This window comes from Andreprevotia chitinilytica DSM 18519 (assembly GCF_000711875.1).
GTDB lineage: Bacteria > Pseudomonadota > Gammaproteobacteria > Burkholderiales > Chitinibacteraceae > Andreprevotia > Andreprevotia chitinilytica.
The window spans coordinates 85295-102802 of the sequence record NZ_JONM01000003.1 but is presented as its reverse complement, the minus strand read 5'-3'; the positions used below and the strand labels follow the sequence as shown (position 1 = coordinate 102802).

Here is a 17508-nt window from a genome sequence, read left to right as displayed (position 1 = left end):
GTCGTTAAGCAGGGAACCGCAATGAGAACCTGGATTGGGGCGGGGCTGGCCGCCCTTACCCTTTTTAGCGCCTTGGCACACGGCGGCGAGCCAATCCGGGTCGGCCTGATCGCGTCAATTCCACCCTATGTGTATGCCAAGGAAGATCGCGGTATCGAGGTCGACCTGATCCGGGAGGCGCTACGCCGGAGCGGCTACGAAGCCAAAATGGTCTATACGCCGCTGGAACGGGTGATCTGGGGCTATCAGAATGGCCAGATCGATGCGGCCGGCACGATGGACGAATCATCCGGCTTGAAAGCGGCGTTCTCGGTGCCGTATATCGAATTCCAGCACGCGGCCTTCAGCCTGCAATCACGCAAACTGGAGCTGCGGAACATCGACGACCTACGCAATTACCGGATCGTCACTTTCCGCCGCGCCACCAACTTCCTCGGCCCGCGCTTTGCCGCAGCAGCCAACGCCAGCCCGGATTACCGCGAAGAAAACAACGACGTCGACTTGAACCGGCTGCTGTACAACGGCGTGGTGGATGTCACGGTCGGCGACGAGCGGATTTTCCGCGTCATCATGGCGCAGCTGCCGGAATCCGCTGCCCACCCGGTTCGCGTCCACCATATCTTCCCGCCCAAGCCCTACCGGGTAGCCTTCCGCGACCCGAAAGTGCGCGACGCCTTCGACAAAGCCATTACGCAAATGCGCCAGGACGGCAGCTATGCACGCATCCTGGCGCATTACCTGGATGCCGTGCCGCCGTTGAGTGAGTAGCAAACCACGGTTTGAAACATTGTAGGAGCGAGCTTGCTCGCGATGACTCCGGTGAAATCAATCCACCATTGCTATCGCGAGCAAGCTCGCTCCTACAGAAAATCGTGAAGTACGACTCACCCCTTCGCCAACGTCCGCTGCCGGCGCGATTCCGCCAGCACGATCCCCGTCGCCACCGACACATTCAGGCTTTCCACCGAACCGAACATCGGGATCGACACCAGCACATCGCAGTGCTCACGCGTCAGGCGGCGCATGCCCTCGCCTTCGCTGCCCAGCACCCAGGCAATCGGGCCAGCACCGCCGTCGAAGTGATGCAGATCGACGTGGGCATCGGCCGCTGTGCCGGCAATCCAGATTTCCCGCTCTTTCAGGTCACGCAACGTACGAGCCAGATTGGTGACCATCACATATGGCATCACCTCGGCCGCACCGCAGGCCACCTTGGAAACGGTGGCGTTGACGCCCACCGATTTGTCCTTTGGCGCGATCACTGCATGCACACCCATCGCATCGGCAACCCGCAAGCAAGCGCCGAGATTGTGCGGATCGGTAATGCCGTCGAGCACCAACAGGAAAGGCGGCTCGGTCAGGTCATCCAGCACGTCCTCGATGGCGATGTAGGATTTGCCGGCATCGATCAACGCCGCCACGCCCTGATGCTTGCCGCCAGCAGTCAGCCCATCCAGACGTTTTTCATCCACCAGCAACACCTTGGCACCCTGCGCCTCGGCCAGTTTCATCAACTCGCGCATGCGGTTGTCGAGCCGGCTGGCGTTCAGATACAGCTCGGTAATGCTGTCCGGAAAGCGCTTGAGGCGGGTGGAGACGGCATGGAAACCGTGGATGAGCTTGTTGTTTTGCATGGAAAATCTCGGACGAGTCAGGCGCGGGACGTTACCCGAGCGGCGCACGGGCGTCCAGCAACACCCGGACTAACTTATGGACAGATGTTGCTTGCCATACTTCAAAGTCATGGAAGACGCTGTTGTTCCCCCCTTTTTTGAAGGGGGGTTAGGGGGGATTTCTGCGGCATCTCAATTTGCAGCAACGTCTAAATCCCCCTCACTCCCCTATGCCTGGATGAATCAAAGATTCACACGGCACAAAAAGGGGGAGGCAAAAACCAGTGGCATTTGAAACAGACTTACTCCGCAAGATCGTGAACAGGCCTTAGCCCGGCGAATCCAGCGACTGTTGCGCCGGCGCCGCTGCCATCCGCTTCATCGCGACGTCGCTTGATTGCTGCGCCAGAGGTGGCACCGAGCGCGGCGGTTGATAAAAACAGAAGTTGTTCTTGCCACCCTGCTTGGCCTGATACATCGCCAGATCTGCGTGCTTGAGCAGCTCGACCGGATCATGCGCTGTCTGCGGATAGCGCCCGATGCCGATCGAGGCGCTGACCGACAGCGGCTGATCACGCAGCACCACCGGCTGCGCCAGATCAGTCAGCATGCGCTGCGCGATGCTGGCGAGTTCGTCGTCGTAACGGACATTTTCGACCAGCACCGTGAACTCATCGCCGCCCAAACGGGCGATCACATCACCCTCTTTCAAACCGTTGTTGAGCCGCAATGCGATCACCTTGAGCAGCTCGTCGCCCACATCATGGCCCAGCGTATCGTTGATCGGCTTGAAGCCATCCAGATCGATGAAGAACAGCGCCAGCTGGCGGTTTTCCTGCTCGGCCCGCTGCACGGCACGCACCAGCGCATCGTTCATCGCCGCCCGGTTGTGCAGCCCCGTCAGCGGGTCATGGCTGGCCATGAACAGCAAACGCTGCTCGGCTTCCTTGCGGCTGGTGTAGTCGGAAAACACGCCAACATAGTTGCTGATGTCGCCGTAGTCATCGCGCACCGCGCTGATCGACAGCCAAGCCGAATAGATATCACCGTTCTTGCGCCGATCCAGCGTTTCGCCCTGCCACATGCCGTGGATATCCAGCTGGGTCAGCACGTCCTGATTGAATTCACGCACCTTGCCGTGGGTATCGAAAATACGCGACACCCGGCCGATGGCCTTGGCCGCCGGGAAACCGGTGATGCGGCTGAACGCCGGATTGACCGCCACGATATTGGCGCTGGCATCGGTGATCACGATGCCTTCGCTGGCGTTGTCGAACACTTGCGCCGCCAGCTTCGCCGCCTTGCTGGCCTTCGCCTCTTCACGGCTGGATGCCGCCAGCAACAGGCCGGTAACGGCCACGCTCACCAGCAGCAAGAGGATGGAAAGCTCGACGATGCTCACGTAGCCACGGGCATTCACCGTCACCGCCGCCACCGCACCGGTCGTCAGCACCACCCAGCCATTGCCGATGTGCCCCAGGCGCAAGGCGGACCAGATGATGAGCGGAAACAGCAGGAACTGCAGATCGGCAAAGCCAAGGTCGATGCGACGGTAGATCAGTATCGAACTGGCGGCGGCCACCGCCACCACCAGCGTCAGCTCGATCACCCAGTTGGCGCGGATGCTTTGCCGCTCGGCGCGCAACGCCAAGCTCATCGGCACGATGGCGAGCATGCCGAGCGCATCGCCCAGCCACCACAGCAGCCATTGGTCGAAACCCGCGCCGATCAGCTCCGGCTTGAACAGCCGGAGCACAATACAGCCGCAAATCGCCGCCAGCCCGGCCCCCAGCAACGGGCCGGTGGCCACCAGCCGCATGCCGTCGCGCACCCGCAATTCGCCATCCGGCGCAAAGCCGGGCAACAGGCTCGCCACCAACAAGGGCTGCACCGTGGCGATCACCGTCAATTGCAGCACGGCCAGCGGCGGCAAGCCTTGCATGGCTGGCAGCAACCATGCCGTCGCCGCGATGACCGGCCAGCAGCGCGGCCCGATCAGCAGCATGCCGGCCAGCGCCACGCCTGCCGCTGGGGCAATGAGCGAGCTGTAGTGGTCTGGTGGCGCGATGTAGCGCGTCCCCCATTGGGCCAGCGCATACAAGACAGCCAGAGCGACCAGTTCGGGCCAGGATTGGCGTTTCACGTCAGTAAATATTCCAGAAAGAATATGAGCGGCTACTGCAAAAGAAATGGAAGAAAAACAAGCGCTCATGATTCTGTGCTTGAGGGGAAAAATCAACTGCCGATCAGCGCCTCGCAGACGGAAGACGAGCGGAGTTTTATCAGGCCGGCTGTTTGAAACGCGGCAGCTTGCGCGCAGATTGTTTGTAGCGGCCAGTTTGGGTTTGCTGTGCCGATCCGTTGTCACGCAACAGGCATCCGCCTCAGCAGCCATCGCCGGGATGTAGCAGCGGAGAGACCGACCGCGTCGTGATCCGACGGCTGGCGGGGCCGGACAAGCAAGCACATCCCGATCAGGCAGGGTCAGGAAGGCTTGAACCAATAGTCGGTGTTGTCCAGCGAGATAGGAATTTCAAGCAGCGGGTTTGCCAACTTGAGCAGATGGCGCGCCTTCAAATTGGCCCGGTTGAGCAACGCCCCATAGTATTGGAGAAATATCTTTTCAAACGAGCCATCCCGAATCGCGATTTTCAGACCTCGTTCAAGCGCACTGGCCAATACCGTATTTTCCTTGTTGACGAAGAAATACTCAGCGGTCGGATATTGAATGACCCAGTTATTCTCGACCACCAGATCATCAGTTGCATATTTATCAGCTTCGCCCCAGATTTCCCCTACCGAGCGCGGTATATAGTCAATGCGGCCGGACTGCAGCATCTTGAAGAGGCTTTCATAACTCGACACCCCCTGAACGGTAAAACCATTGCCTTGCAGGATCTTCATGTCCGGCCAGTCGTGCCCTTGCGCCGCGACCATCGCTTTGAGCTGATTCGGATCGGTGACACGATCAAATTTTTCCTGACTGCCTTTCCGGATCAAAAAGAGCCGCCAGCCCAACAAACCTTTATCGATCGGAATGCGGATCGGCATCAAGTCCGCCTCCCGTTGCTTCGATGTCATCGACCAGAAAACATCGACATCCATACCATGCGCAAGCTGAGTCAATGCTCTTTGCTGTTGCATCAAGAGTTTGCAAGGCTTCAATTCATAATCCATTCCTGATTTCTTTAATGCCAAATCCAATATCATGATTGGATACGTATTTCTCTGATCGTCTCCCATCTCTGACCGAGGATAGAAAACAATCATCCTCGCGGCATGACAGCCCGTCGCGATCAGAAATACGCACGCCACGGAGAGCACGACTTGTGCAGAACGTTGTCCGATTAGCATATGCCCTCCTTTACTTCGGAAATACCGCTATCAGCGCCGGTCGCTCGACCTGCAATACCTGCATTCCAAATCATCAAACACCATTAAATGGATTGATCTTCCATTCAAATAAGTGCACGCATCTTATTGGTTGCCGGAACGTACTATGAAATATAAGCATGCAAGGCGCTCCGTCAACGCTTGGCCGATCAACTGCAACACGAGCCGCCTTCTTACATATTTACTGACTATTGCGACACCCGCATTGCGATCGACGGCAAATCTTTGTCAGCAATAGCAACGAACACGCCTTATCCGGCAAACCTTGTCATTCCGTTGATTCATTTTTATATGTCATGGATATCGCCAAAATAATAAGTGAGCATATAAAAACCTAGCCATAGATTGGATATCTTCACTCGTCTATTTTCAATGAGCAGAAACCGACCATCGGCCTTTGCATTAAACACATCTTTCAAACCACGCAAGAAAACTCCAATTACGTCCATTCATCCACGTGGAGTTGATTAAGGAATTCTCCTGCCTAAATTTGGATCTCAATCCAATTAAAGGAAGACTTCACCGCGATCAAATATCGATTTCAATCAGACAATATCGACATTCGGATTACGCCGGGATATCGAACATACCGCTTGGAGAAGATCATGAAAAAAATGGCTGCAGATCCACATTGCGATCATGTCCGCCCCAATGGGCTGGCACGCGAATTACCCTTGTACCTGGCCCGGCTTGGCTTGGGGCTGGGGCTTGTCATGCTGGTTGGCGCGGGAGCGAGCCCGGCTGCGGAAACCACCAAGCCGCAACTCATCATGTTCTCCATTGATGATGGGGTGACGGCAGAAATGGCCGAATACACAGCGAAATTGCCCGTGCCCTGGACTTTTTTTGTCAGCTTCATTGATGGCAGTAACGCGAGCACGCCTGAGGAACGCAATAAGTTGCGGGCATGGCAATGTGTAGACAGCACTGGCAAGAAAAATGCGACGGCAGGCAACCCATGCATCGCTGAGCCAGACCTGATACTAAAAAAATATAATGAAGGAAATGAAATCGCATTGCATACGTATACGCACTATCATTTAGTGCAAAAGGATAAGGAGTATAAGGATGTCATATTTCCTGAAGAAATTACCGAGGAATTAACCTTAAACCTCCAAAACTTAACAAACAGCAAGGTACCTGCCTCCGCCATCAGGGGGTTCAGGGCGCCATATACGGAAGATCAGGTACAGGGAAGAGACTCTATTCCATCGAGGGATGAAGCATTGACGGCACTGCAGAAATTCTTCAACCTCCACGGCATTATCTATGAAAGCTCATTTTCGGAAATGCGAGGAGCACCCAGTAATCCGGCAGACCCTTCACCAAGGCAAGGGTTACGGGTGTGTGGCGAAACGAAAGAGAGCTATAACCTGAAGTGGTGCGATATACATAACAAGAGTGACTTTGACTGGCCAACTTACGGCTATCCCAAATATGCTACGGCGGATGATCCAGAAAAATCATGGCATATCTTGATGAATAAAGCATGGACTCCCCCTGAACACACGACGCCTGTTGCTGCATCCATGGATCAAGCCTGGACATATTGTTTCAATGATTGCAATAACGCGAAGCAAGTGCAGGATTTCTGGATGTTTCATTTTCTGAATCACTATAACAATGACAGAACGCCATTTGGTGTCCATATTCATCTAAGATCCTTGCATGGTGACAACAAAGATAGTGAATTTCAGTTGCAAGGGATGATCGATTTTGTCAAAGAAGTACAGAGCAAGTACCCTGATGCTTACTTTGTGACCGGAGGAGAAATTATCGATTATGCCAAATTGGCAACAAAGCCAACTACGATGGCAGAGTGGGATAAGATTTTTTACGAAACAAGGTATTGGAAGCTACATACCCGCCCAGCTCACGTCACAATGAAATCCGCCAAAAAATCAGCAAAATAACCAAACAAGCGGATGGCGCTATCCATATCTGATAATGGATAGCGCCGCTCTACTGGCTACACATAAAAGCTCAGAAGAATTCTATTTGCGACGGTTGAATTCACTTCGATGAATTAGAAGCGACCCCATGTCTTGCATGAAGCCTGGCTTTACAGCGTATACGCCAACCGCATCACGGTCACACCCGGACCAAGATGGCGTAACGACGGCATGACAATGGTGCAATTTTCGTAAGGGGTAACAATCTTCAGCGCGCGATCGCGAGCAATCACGGTGCCTGCACGCTCGATCAATGCCATGCCCCGGCAGTCTTCACTGAACTGGAAATCCATCGTGCCTGCCACGACCGGTTCCGTAACCCGGAAGAAGCGTTGCGCTACCGGTTCAGCGGGTAGCAGAAAGCCCGCCAGGTCGGCCACATCCAGCACGCCCGTCTTGATCAGGAAGCGGCCCGCGGCATCCAGCGCCACATCCCTGCTGCGCTTCGAGAAATGCTGCCCGGTCTCGATCAGCAAGGCATTCTTGGGGCTGGCCGGATCGCCAAAACCACCGTAGTCGCGCATCCGTTTGCCATTGGGATGGCCAGCATCGACGATCACGTGTTCGGGCACGCCGATCTCGGCGGCAAAGCGCATGGCATTGATATTGAATTTACATCGCAGCTTCGGATATCAATCCAATATTGCCGATAAATGCAAGCCGGCTCCGGAAACTAAAAAGCCAGCGCCTTTTCAAGCGCTGGCCCATTCCTGCCAAAAACCGACTACTTCCGGTCTTTTTCCTTTACCTTGAATTCCCTGAATTCCTTCGCCGATCCCCGCGCCATATTAATGGCACAGCGCCGCTCGTTCGCCAGAAAAATCCCCGTTTGGGTGAGTTGATACGCGGCGGAGCCAGGCGGCACGATGCGGGCGAGGATTTGGAACAGCCGGCCGAGTTCGTCCACGCAGTCCATGCCGTAGCTGGCGAAGTCTTCCGCCGTGCGGCCAATCGGACCGGAATCGGGAATGTAACGCGGGATTGGTGGTGCGGGCGTACCTTGAGGTGCGTTGGGCATGGGAGCCTCCTCTATTGCGGTTTCACACCGCCACTTCGTCGTCAAACGAAGGTGGCGGGCACAAGGCAAGGTTGACGAACCGGCATAGAGGAACCGGCGCACCCGAGGGTGCCCCTGCCAAGGCCCGCCAAAGAGGACGTACCAAGGGTATTGCGGACAATAAAAAACCGCTGAGCAGCGGTCGTCCGCCTCTATGTTCGGGTCGTCAAACCCGTGTGTTGCGTCGTCAAACACAACGCACAAAGTATTCCGTACCGGCTTGGGGCCGGTCAAGCCACGCAACCGTAGCAATCGACTAAACACTCCCCTCTCCCACGCGTGGGAGAGGGGCCGGGGGTGAGGGCTGCATCGCTGGCAGCTTCCTTTTCACCCCCCTCTCCCTAACCCTCTCCCGCAAGCGGGAGAGGGGACAACATGTGGGCGGATCACCCGTCACCCGCAAGCCGTATAATCGCGTCTTCGCCTCCTGCCAGCTCCCTGCCTCATGCCAGCCCTGCCCCGCTCCGGCGAACGCCTGCAACTTGCCCAACCGCACGGCTCTTACGATGCCCGTCTGCTCGCCGATTACAGCGATGCCGTCCGCCCGCTGCTGATCCTCACCGCCAGCGCGCAAGATGCGGCGCGGCTCAAGGATGAGATCGCCTTCTTCGCCCCCGGCAAAACCGTGCTGCAGCTGCCGGACTGGGAAACGCTGCCCTACGATCATTTCAGCCCGCATCAGGATTTGATCTCGGAGCGCCTGGCAACGCTGTGGCAAGTGCGCGAGCAAAAGGCCGACGTGATCCTGGTGCCGCTGCAGACGGCCATGAGCCGGCTGGCGCCGGTCGAGTTTCTGGCGGCCTATACCTTCTTCCTGAAAAAAGGCGAGAAATTCGACCCGGAAAAACTGCGTGCCGACTTGGCCTTTGCCGGCTACAGCCATGTCACACAGGTGTATAGCCCCGGCGAGTTCTCGATTCGCGGCGGTCTGGTCGATCTCTACCCGATGGGCAGCACGCTGCCGTACCGACTCGACCTGTTCGACGATGAAATCGAAACCATCCGCACCTTCGATGTCGATACCCAGCGCAGCCTCTACCCGGTGCCAGAAATCCGCCTGCTGCCGGCGCGCGAGTTTCCGCTGGATGATGGCGGGCGCACCAAGTTCCGCCAGCGTTTCCGCGAAGTGTTCGAGGGCGACCCAAGCAAGAGCCGCTTATATAAAGACCTGAGCGCCGGGGTGACGCCCGCTGGCGTCGAGTACTACCTGCCGTTGTTCTTCGATAGCACCGCAACGCTGCTCGACTATCTGCCCAAGGATGCGCTGGTCGTGCTGCATGGCGACGCCCATCTGGCCGCGCAACGCTTCTGGGCCGATACGCAAGACCGTTACCGCAACCTCGCCGGCGAGAAAGACCGGCCGATCCTGCAGCCAAAGGAAATCTACCTGCCGCCGGATGAGTTGTTCGCGGCGCTCAAGGCGTTCCGGCGTTTGGAAATTGCCGCTGGTGAAATCGGCCAGGCTTCCGAATCGCTCTCGACCGCCCCGCTCCCGCAACTGGATGTCGATCGCCGTGCCGAACACCCGATCCAGAAACTCACCGATTTCCTCGCCCGCCACAACAAAGCCGGCCATCGCGCCCTGATCTGTGCCGAAAGCCTCGGCCGGCGCGAGACGATGGCGCAGTTCTTTGCCGAATATGGCTTGAAACCGGAAGTCGTCGAAAACTGGGCTGATTTCGTTGCCAGCAAAGCGCCGGTGATGCTGGCCGCTGCACCGCTATACAACGGCTTCATCGAAACGGCCAACCAGACCGCCATCATCACCGAGGCCAGCCTCTACGCCACGGTGGCGCAGTCGCGCGGCAAGAAGCAGCAAAAGCGCAGCAATACGGATGCGATGCTGCGCGATCTTTCCGAACTGAAAATCGGCGACGCGGTGGTGCACGAAGCACACGGCATCGGCCGCTATCAGGGCCTCGTCTCGATGGATTTGGGCGAAGGCCCTACCGAGCTGCTGCTGATCGAATACGCCGGGGACGACAAGCTCTACGTGCCGGTGTCGCAACTGCATGTGATTTCGCGTTACTCCGGCGGTGCGGCCGATGCCGCGCCCATGCACAAGCTCGGCTCCGGCTCCGGCTCCTGGGATAAAGCCAAGCGCAAAGCCGCCGAACAAGTGCGGGATACTGCCGCCGAACTGCTCAACCTCTACGCCCGCCGCGCCGCCCGCAAAGGCCACGCCTTCGAATGGAGCCATCACGATTACGAAGCCTTTGCCGCCGGCTTTGGCTTTGATGAAACCGCCGATCAAGCCGCTGCCATCGAAGCGGTGCTGGTCGACATGCGCATCGACCGGCCGATGGATCGGCTGGTCTGTGGCGACGTAGGCTTTGGCAAAACCGAAGTCGCCTTGCGCGCCGCCTTCGCCGCCGTGGTCGGTGGCAAACAGGTCGCTGTGCTGGTGCCGACCACCTTGCTGGCCGAACAACACTTCCAGACCTTCACCGACCGCTTCTCGGATTGGCCGATCAAGATCGTCGAGCTGTCGCGCTTCCGCTCGCCCAAGGAAGTCGCCGCCGCAATGAAGGGCTTGGCGGATGGCACGGTCGATATCGTCATCGGCACGCACAAGCTGGTGCAACCGGATGTGCAGTTCAGCAAGCTCGGCCTCGTCATCATCGATGAGGAACACCGCTTTGGCGTGCGCCAGAAAGAACAGCTGAAAGCACTGCGCGCCGATGTGGATGTGCTGACGCTCACCGCCACACCGATCCCGCGCACGCTGGCGATGTCGCTCGAAGGCCTGCGCGATTTCTCGGTGATCGCCACCGCGCCATCCAAGCGGCTGGCGGTCAAGACCTTCGTCGCCAAATTCTCGGACGGCATCATTCGCGAAGCGGCGCTGCGCGAACTCAAGCGCGGCGGGCAGGTGTTCTTCCTGCACAACGAAGTCGACACCATCGAGAACATGCGCGAGAAACTCACCGCGCTGCTGCCCGAAGCCCGCATCGGCGTCGCCCACGGCCAGATGCGCGAGCGCGAGCTCGAACACGTGATGCGGGATTTCAACCAGCAGCGCTTCAACGTGCTGTTGTGCACCACCATCATCGAAACCGGTATCGACATCCCCAACGCCAACACCATCCTGATGAACCGGGCCGACAAGTTCGGTCTGGCGCAGCTGCACCAGATGCGTGGCCGCGTCGGCCGCTCGCACCATCAGGCGTATGCGTATCTGCTGGTGCCGGATGTGCAAGGCATGACGGCGGACGCGAAAAAGCGGCTGGAAGCGATCCAGCAGATGGAAGAACTCGGCGCGGGTTTCTACCTCGCCATGCACGATCTGGAAATCCGCGGCGCGGGCGAAGTGCTGGGCGATTCGCAATCGGGCGAGATGCAGGAAATCGGCTTCTCGCTGTACTCGCAAATGCTCAGCGAAGCGGTCAAGGCGCTCAAGAAAGGCAAGGAGCCGGATCTGAGCCAGCCGCTGGGCGTCACCACTGAAATCAATCTGCACTCCCCGGCGCTGCTGCCGGAAAGTTATTGCCCGGATGTGCACGAGCGGCTGAGCCTGTACAAGCGCCTCGCCAACTGCGATACGCCGGAAGAGCTGGACGACATGCAGCAAGAGCTGATCGACCGCTTCGGCCTCTTGCCCGACGCCGCCCGCGTGCTGCTCGATTGCCACAAGCTGCGGATGCTCGCCAAACCGGCCGGCATCGCCAAGATCGACGCCGCCGATTCCGCCATCGTGATCACCTTTGCCAAGAACACCGTGGTCGAGCCGTTCAAGATCATTCAGCTGGTGCAGTCGAAGAAGAACTACAAGATGGTGCCGCCGGATCGGCTGCGCATCGATGGCAACTGGCCGGAGGCGGTGCTGCGGGCGGTGCGGGTGAAGGAGTTGCTGGGGGAGTTGGGGTAGGTTTTGCTTGGGGGTTCACGCTCCGCCGAACGGCGCCCTCACCCCTAGCCCCTCTCCCGTAAACGGGCGAGGGGAACCGACTCCCTTGATTCGATGCAGACTACTCCGATCAATTGGCGCAAATGCTATGGAAACAGCGGGCTCTAGCTCCCCTCGCCCACCCGTGGGAGAGGGGCTGGGGGTGAGGGCTCGCCATGCTCGTCCCTACACTGACTGCCATTATCAATCGCCAAGTGAAACCAACTTCCTAGATTCGACGCAGGCTACTCCGGCCAATTGGCGCAAATGCTATGGAAACAGCGGGCTCTAGCTCCCCTTGCCCACTTGTGGGAGAGGGGCTGGGGGTGAGGGCTTGCCATGCTCGTCCTTACACTGACTGCCATTATCAATCGCCAAGTGAAACCAACTTCCTAGATTCGATGCAAACTACTCCGATCAATTGGCGCAAATGCTACGGAAACAGCGGGCTCTAGCTCCCCTCGCCCACTTGTGGGAGAAGGGCTGGGGGTGAGGGCTTGCCATGTTCATCCACACACTGACCGCCATTATCAATCGTTCCGTGATTTTCCATCCGCTACGACTCTCCCAGACAACGCCCCGCCAAATCTTCCAACACAGCGGGGAGCGACTCAATAACCTGGTTGTTCCAATAGCGGATCACTAGAAACCCCTGTCCCTTCAGCCATTGGTCACGCCGTTGGTCATAACGAACCTGAGCGGCATGCTGTCCACCATCCAATTCAACGATCAGTTGTTTTTCCAGGCAAACGAAGTCGACGATATAAGGGCCGAGGGCGTGCTGGCGCTTGAACTTAAGCCCAAAGAAACGACGCGAACGCAAGTGATACCAGAAGATGGATTCAGCATCGGTCTGGTTTTGCCGGAGGGATCCGGCGAAGTTACGCTGGCGCTGCGGGGTAAACATTGCGGGTATCTCCTTGCATAAAGCCCTTACCTCCAGCCCCTCTCCCACTGTCGCCCAGCAAGGCAAATATCTTTGGCACACGATGGAGAGTTCAGCAGCGACAAGCGGCCAAGAAGGGACGGCAACAGCACTCGCACAGTTCCCCGTTTCGCTCATTCAGAGAAAAGAGGCTTCGCATGGCGGACAGTTCAGCCGCATGAATCCGGCTGACGGTTCAATCCCATGCACCAGCGAAATCCCCGGTAAAATCCGCCCGATATCGATCAACCGCAAGCCTTCCCCGACTGGACCCCACATGAGCCACACCCCGCTGACCGACGACGAACTCGAATTCCTCGACACTTTCCTGATGTCCCCGCGTACGCCGGACGAGACGATGGACCTGGAAATGCTCGACGGTTTCCTCGTCGCGCTCGCCATCGGCCCGGAAGAAATCGGTGAGGAAGAATGGCTGCCGCAGGTGTTCGCCGGCCAGACACCCGAATTCTCCGATCAGAAAGAAGCCGATGAAGTCCTCGACCTGATCCGTCGCCACGCCGCCACCGTCACCACTGCATTTGCCCCCAAGCATCGCGAAAATGTTGGCGAGGAGCCGCTGTATTACCCGGTGATTCTCGAAGACGAAGGCATGGACGAAAAGTGGCGCGAGACGCTGGGTGCCTATTGGGCGTCCGGTTTCCGCATCGGCATTCTGGCGCGCGAAGACCTGTGGCAAGCGGCGCTGGATGAGGATGACGATTTCTTCGAAGTGATCGCCGATATCCTCACGCTGGAAGCCGGCCATCACCCGGAAGACGAAACCCAACTGCTCGATATTGCCGGCCGCGAAGAGCGCTTGTCCGAACTGCCGTGGCTGGTGGAGGACGTGATGTTCTTCTGGCTGGAGCGCCGCTTCGGCAAGGTCGAAACGGTGAAGCGCGATGAGCCCAAGGTTGGCCGTAACGACCCCTGCCCGTGTGGCTCGGGCAAGAAATACAAGAAGTGCCACGGGGCGTGATCACTGCATCGCCTGAAAACAAAGCGGCCCATTTCGGGCCGTTTTTGTTTTTTCTCCCCTCGCCCATTTTATGGGAGAGGGGCTGGGGGAGAGGGTCGGACCACGAGCAGCTTCCTGCGCAGGCACCCTCTCCCTAGCCCTCTCCCGCAAGCGGGAGAGGGAACTTGTCACCGATGCGCTCCAACTCACTCCCCACCATTCGCCTGCGCCGCCAGCTCCAGATGCGCAGTCGCATGAGCAGCATGAGCCCGCCGTAGCGTGATAAAGGAAATCAGCCCAGCCGTCGCGGTCAATGCAGCCAGCGCGAGTGTCATATGGTGGAACGCCTTGCCATAGATTTGCAGCCAGTCCGCCGTGCCAACCTCAGGCAGGATGCGATGCGCTTGCGACACATCCCCGGCAGCCAGTGCGTTCGCAATAGACACGGCCGGTACGCCAGCGCCGAACTGCTGACCAAGGCCCGCTTGCAGCAACTCCACCAGAATGATCCCTGCAACGGCCAGCGCCAGTGATTCGCCCGCCACCCGCGTTGTCGCAAAGAAACCGGTCGCCATACCGGCGCGTTCTTTGGCCACCACGCTGATCGCCAGATCATCCATCAATCCCCACGGCAAGCCAGCGCCGACGCCGATCAGGAACAGCGGTGCGACGAAATCAACGGCCGGTGCTCCGGGCGCAATCGTTGCCAGCCACAACAGCGATACCGTCGAGATACCAAAACCGACCACGCACAAGGTACTCGCCGCCAGCCAGCGGGTGAGCAGCGCGCCAATGAACGGCACGAACAGCATTGGAGCGGACAGCGGGATCATCATCATGCCGGCACGCACCGGGTCATACCCTTCGATGCCAATGAAGCGCACCGGCAGGATGATCAGCGGCACCACGTAGCTGAACGCGGTTCCCAGCGGCAATGCCTGCGCGCCAAGAAAGCGCCGGTTGCGGAACAGATTCAAGTCGAGCATCGAACGCGGATGCAAGCGTTCCACCTGAATGAATGCCGCCAGAAACACGGCGGAACTCACCAACAAGCCAATCACCAAGGCGCTGCCCCAGCCCAACTGCGGGCCTTGCATGATGCCGAGCGTGAACAGCAGCAAAGTAGCGGAGAACGTGATCGTTCCCCATACATCGACGCCCTTGGCACCGGGATCGCGCGATTCGTGCATGCGTGGCACGCCGAACACCAGCACCATTACGCTGATCACCACATTGGTCAGGAAGATGCTGCGCCAGCCAAAGTGCTCGATCAAAAAACCCGCCCACACCGGGCCAAGCGCCAGCCCGATCCCGAAGCTGGTGCCGAGCAAGCTATAGGCGTGCGTGCGCTGTTTGCCATCGAATTCATGTGCCAGCGACGAAGCACCACCCGCCATCGCCGTTGCCGCCGCCATGCCCTGCAGTGCGCGCAGGACAATGAGTGATGGCAGATTCGGCGCCAAACCCTGCAACAAGGACAACACGCCGAATACGATGATGCCGTTGCGGAACACCAGCTTGCGGCCGAAGCGATCCGCCAGCGCGCCGGCCGCCATCACGGCACTCCCGAAGCTAAGAATGAAACCGTTGACGACCCAGGCGAGCGCGACGGTACTACCGCCCAAGTCCTTGCTGATGGCCGGCAGCGCAATGCCGGGCGCGGTAAAGCTGAGTGGCATCATCATGCCGGCGAGGCAGACGGCAGCCAGAACCAGCCACTTGCCGTTGGGATGGGAATGAGCAGAAGTCATCGGGATCTCCGGTGAATTTGAATGCATTAAAAAACGCAGCTGGATGGCCGCGCCTTATATTTGTATTGATCGACACAAATATGATCGAGGCATTCAAATCTGTCTGTCAATACATTTCTGTTATGATCATTACAGAATTGTGCTTACGCACATTCAGCTGCAATTACGTTTGACGTAACCAACTGCTTTTAAAAGATTTTCAGAGAGATCAACGCAATGGCTGAACGAGGCCGCCCGCGCTGCTTCGACCGCGATCAAGCACTGCGCCGGGCCATGGAAGTGTTCTGGAAGCACGGCTATGAAGGGTCGTCACTGGCCTGTCTGACCGAGGCGATGCAGATCAACTCGCCCAGCCTCTATGCCACGTTTGGCTCCAAGGAGGCGCTTTACAAGGAAGCGCTCGATCTGTACGACAGCGAAGCAGGTGCGGTCATCAACGCCGTGCTGAACGGCGAACCCCGTGCGCGTGACGCCATTGCCGCCATGTTGAGCGCCACTGCGCAGTGCGTTTCCAACCCCGATCAGCCTGCCGGCTGCATGGTGCTGATCTCCGCCTTGAACTGCACACCGGAAAACGCCTGCGTCTGGCAGCACCTGCATGAACGTCGCGAACGCGCTGTGGGCCTGCTGCGTGCACGGTTGGAGCGCGGCGTGGCGGATGGCGATATCCCGGCATCGGTGGATTTGCAGATGCTGACTGCGTTCTACATCGGCATCCGCCAAGGCATGGCAATGCAAGCGCTCGACGGCGCCAGCCGCGAGGTATTGGCCAGCATGGCGGCGGCGGCCATGACGGCATGGAATGCCCTGGTGCCTGCACCCGTGCAGTCCGTCAGCCAAGGCACTTGATACCCAGGCGAGCGATCACTGATCGCCTCAGCGACCTTACACACACTCGCGATGCTGTCAGCAAACCTCATTACCGTCATCTGCCCCCGCACTGAGCGCCCACCGAGTAATAACAAGCCACCTCACGCTTGCCGGACTCGATTCCGCTTTTCTACGACTTGCCCTTTTTCTGGCGATGAACGGCGCATTTTCACAACCGCTCATCAGCTGACACCGCGCCCAGCCTCATTTGTCAGAAAGGCCACAAGGCAGTCTGGCTCAATGTTTCAATTCAAATTTTGTTCGCACATTAACTATTAATGAAATTATGAATACGATCAAAATAACAATTAATTATATAATAAGATGATTATTTTTTATTAGTATGACAAAAACAATCAGTTATGTACTTACAAACCCGCAATAAGTGTTGTCAATTGGAGAATATTCATGACAGGAAATGCACTTGTTCGCGCGGTAGAAACCAGCCGTGAGCGACCCCAGGCGTTAGCGCAGCCTTTGACTGGCGGCGACAACACCACCGCCAATATCCATTGGCATTTAGGGCGAATCACCGCGGCAGCCCGGGCCCGCCAGTTTGCTCACAGCCCAACCACGGTCTGGCTCACCGGCTTGAGCGGCGCGGGCAAATCGACGATTGCCTACCAGCTGGAAGAAGCGCTGATCAGCGACGGGCATCCTTGCTACGTGCTCGATGGCGACAATATCCGGCACTGTCTGAACCGGGATCTGGGCTTTTCCGAAGCGGATCGCACCGAGAACATTCGGAGCGCCGCGGAAGTTGCCCGACTAATGAACGATGCCGGCCTGATCGTCATCACGGCATTCATCTCCCCCCACCGCGATGATCGAGCCATGGCGCGCGACATCATTGGCGAGCAACGCTTCATCGAAGTCCACGTCAGCACCCCGGTGCAGGTGTGTGAAGCGCGTGATCCAAAGGGTCTCTACGCCAAGGCGCGTAGCGGGCAGATCAAGGCGTTCACCGGCATCTCCGCGCCTTATGAAGCGCCACATAACCCGGCGCTGACGCTCGATCTGGACGCATTGCCGCTCACTGCGGCGACCACCGTCCTCTACGACCACCTCGCGCAACACTTCGACTAGGCCACGGCGATGGACCG

At 58.0% G+C, this 17508-nt stretch carries 13 protein-coding genes; 6 read left to right on the top strand and 7 right to left on the bottom strand.

The features are described 5' to 3' along the window. Positions 1-21 precede the first annotated feature (21 nt). Positions 22-768 (top strand): substrate-binding periplasmic protein, encoded by a 747-nt coding sequence (locus BR41_RS05700; protein WP_035054005.1) that lies wholly within the window; start codon positions 22-24, stop codon positions 766-768. A 116-nt stretch (positions 769-884) separates the two neighbouring features. On the opposite strand, the gene rlmB is transcribed toward BR41_RS05700, so the two are convergent. The 3 genes from rlmB to BR41_RS05685 form a co-directional block, all read right to left on the bottom strand. Beyond that, positions 885-1634, bottom strand: coding sequence for a 23S rRNA (guanosine(2251)-2'-O)-methyltransferase RlmB (rlmB, locus tag BR41_RS05695; protein WP_035054003.1), 750 nt, complete (start codon positions 1632-1634; stop codon positions 885-887). Between the two features lie 307 nt (positions 1635-1941). After that, positions 1942-3756 (bottom strand): diguanylate cyclase domain-containing protein, encoded by a 1815-nt coding sequence (locus tag BR41_RS22715; RefSeq protein ID WP_051710262.1) that lies wholly within the window; start codon positions 3754-3756, stop codon positions 1942-1944. Between the two features lie 341 nt (positions 3757-4097). Next, positions 4098-4967, bottom strand: coding sequence for a substrate-binding periplasmic protein (locus BR41_RS05685; protein WP_084186856.1), 870 nt, complete (start codon positions 4965-4967; stop codon positions 4098-4100). Positions 4968-5611: 644 nt separating this feature from the next. On the opposite strand from BR41_RS05685, the gene BR41_RS05680 reads away from it, so the two are divergent. Then, positions 5612-6919 (top strand): polysaccharide deacetylase family protein, encoded by a 1308-nt coding sequence (locus BR41_RS05680; protein ID WP_035054001.1) that lies wholly within the window; start codon positions 5612-5614, stop codon positions 6917-6919. Positions 6920-7068: 149 nt separating this feature from the next. On the opposite strand, the gene BR41_RS05675 is transcribed toward BR41_RS05680, so the two are convergent. Both BR41_RS05675 and BR41_RS05670 read right to left on the bottom strand, forming a co-directional pair. Next, entirely contained in the window at positions 7069-7554 is a 486-nt protein-coding gene (locus BR41_RS05675; RefSeq protein ID WP_211251675.1) for a M14 family metallopeptidase, read from the bottom strand. 128 nt (positions 7555-7682) lie between these two features. Next, complete coding sequence (locus BR41_RS05670) at positions 7683-7976, bottom strand: hypothetical protein (protein WP_035053999.1); 294 nt, start codon at positions 7974-7976, stop codon at positions 7683-7685. A 484-nt stretch (positions 7977-8460) separates the two neighbouring features. Between BR41_RS05670 and mfd the strand changes: the two genes are divergently transcribed. Then, complete coding sequence (gene mfd, locus BR41_RS05665) at positions 8461-11883, top strand: transcription-repair coupling factor (RefSeq protein WP_035053997.1); 3423 nt, start codon at positions 8461-8463, stop codon at positions 11881-11883. Positions 11884-12457: 574 nt separating this feature from the next. Here mfd and BR41_RS05660 read toward each other — a convergent pair. Then, positions 12458-12808 carry an endonuclease domain-containing protein gene (locus BR41_RS05660; protein ID WP_035053995.1) on the bottom strand — a complete coding sequence of 117 codons (351 nt, stop codon included), beginning with the start codon at positions 12806-12808 and terminating at the stop codon, positions 12458-12460. A gap of 295 nt (positions 12809-13103) precedes the next feature. Here BR41_RS05660 and BR41_RS05655 point away from each other — a divergent pair, with 295 nt between their 5' ends. Next, the gene (locus tag BR41_RS05655; protein WP_035053992.1) at positions 13104-13805 is read left to right on the top strand and encodes a UPF0149 family protein; all 702 of its coding nucleotides are present in this window, start codon (positions 13104-13106) and stop codon (positions 13803-13805) included. 185 nt (positions 13806-13990) lie between these two features. Here BR41_RS05655 and BR41_RS05650 read toward each other — a convergent pair whose 3' ends face one another. Continuing rightward, positions 13991-15535, bottom strand: a complete 1545-nt coding sequence (locus BR41_RS05650) for an MFS transporter (RefSeq protein ID WP_035053990.1) — start codon at positions 15533-15535, stop codon at positions 13991-13993. 216 nt (positions 15536-15751) lie between these two features. Between BR41_RS05650 and BR41_RS05645 the strand changes: the two genes are divergently transcribed. After that, the gene (locus tag BR41_RS05645; RefSeq protein WP_035053987.1) at positions 15752-16384 is read left to right on the top strand and encodes a TetR/AcrR family transcriptional regulator; all 633 of its coding nucleotides are present in this window, start codon (positions 15752-15754) and stop codon (positions 16382-16384) included. 429 nt (positions 16385-16813) lie between these two features. After that, positions 16814-17491, top strand: coding sequence for an adenylyl-sulfate kinase (gene cysC, locus BR41_RS05640; RefSeq protein WP_084186855.1), 678 nt, complete (start codon positions 16814-16816; stop codon positions 17489-17491). Positions 17492-17508: the final 17 nt, after the last annotated feature.

Coding starts and splice junctions, on each gene's coding strand:
- mfd (WP_035053997.1), top strand. CDS start 8,461: ATGCCAGCCCTGCCCCGCTCCGGCGAACGCCTGCAACTTGCCCAACCG.
- BR41_RS05685 (WP_084186856.1), bottom strand. CDS start 4,967: ATGCTAATCGGACAACGTTCTGCACAAGTCGTGCTCTCCGTGGCGTGC.
- BR41_RS05680 (WP_035054001.1), top strand. CDS start 5,612: ATGAAAAAAATGGCTGCAGATCCACATTGCGATCATGTCCGCCCCAAT.
- BR41_RS05660 (WP_035053995.1), bottom strand. CDS start 12,808: ATGTTTACCCCGCAGCGCCAGCGTAACTTCGCCGGATCCCTCCGGCAA.
- BR41_RS05675 (WP_211251675.1), bottom strand. CDS start 7,554: ATGCGCTTTGCCGCCGAGATCGGCGTGCCCGAACACGTGATCGTCGAT.
- BR41_RS05650 (WP_035053990.1), bottom strand. CDS start 15,535: ATGACTTCTGCTCATTCCCATCCCAACGGCAAGTGGCTGGTTCTGGCT.
- BR41_RS05645 (WP_035053987.1), top strand. CDS start 15,752: ATGGCTGAACGAGGCCGCCCGCGCTGCTTCGACCGCGATCAAGCACTG.
- BR41_RS05655 (WP_035053992.1), top strand. CDS start 13,104: ATGAGCCACACCCCGCTGACCGACGACGAACTCGAATTCCTCGACACT.
- BR41_RS05700 (WP_035054005.1), top strand. CDS start 22: ATGAGAACCTGGATTGGGGCGGGGCTGGCCGCCCTTACCCTTTTTAGC.
- cysC (WP_084186855.1), top strand. CDS start 16,814: ATGACAGGAAATGCACTTGTTCGCGCGGTAGAAACCAGCCGTGAGCGA.
- rlmB (WP_035054003.1), bottom strand. CDS start 1,634: ATGCAAAACAACAAGCTCATCCACGGTTTCCATGCCGTCTCCACCCGC.
- BR41_RS05670 (WP_035053999.1), bottom strand. CDS start 7,976: ATGCCCAACGCACCTCAAGGTACGCCCGCACCACCAATCCCGCGTTAC.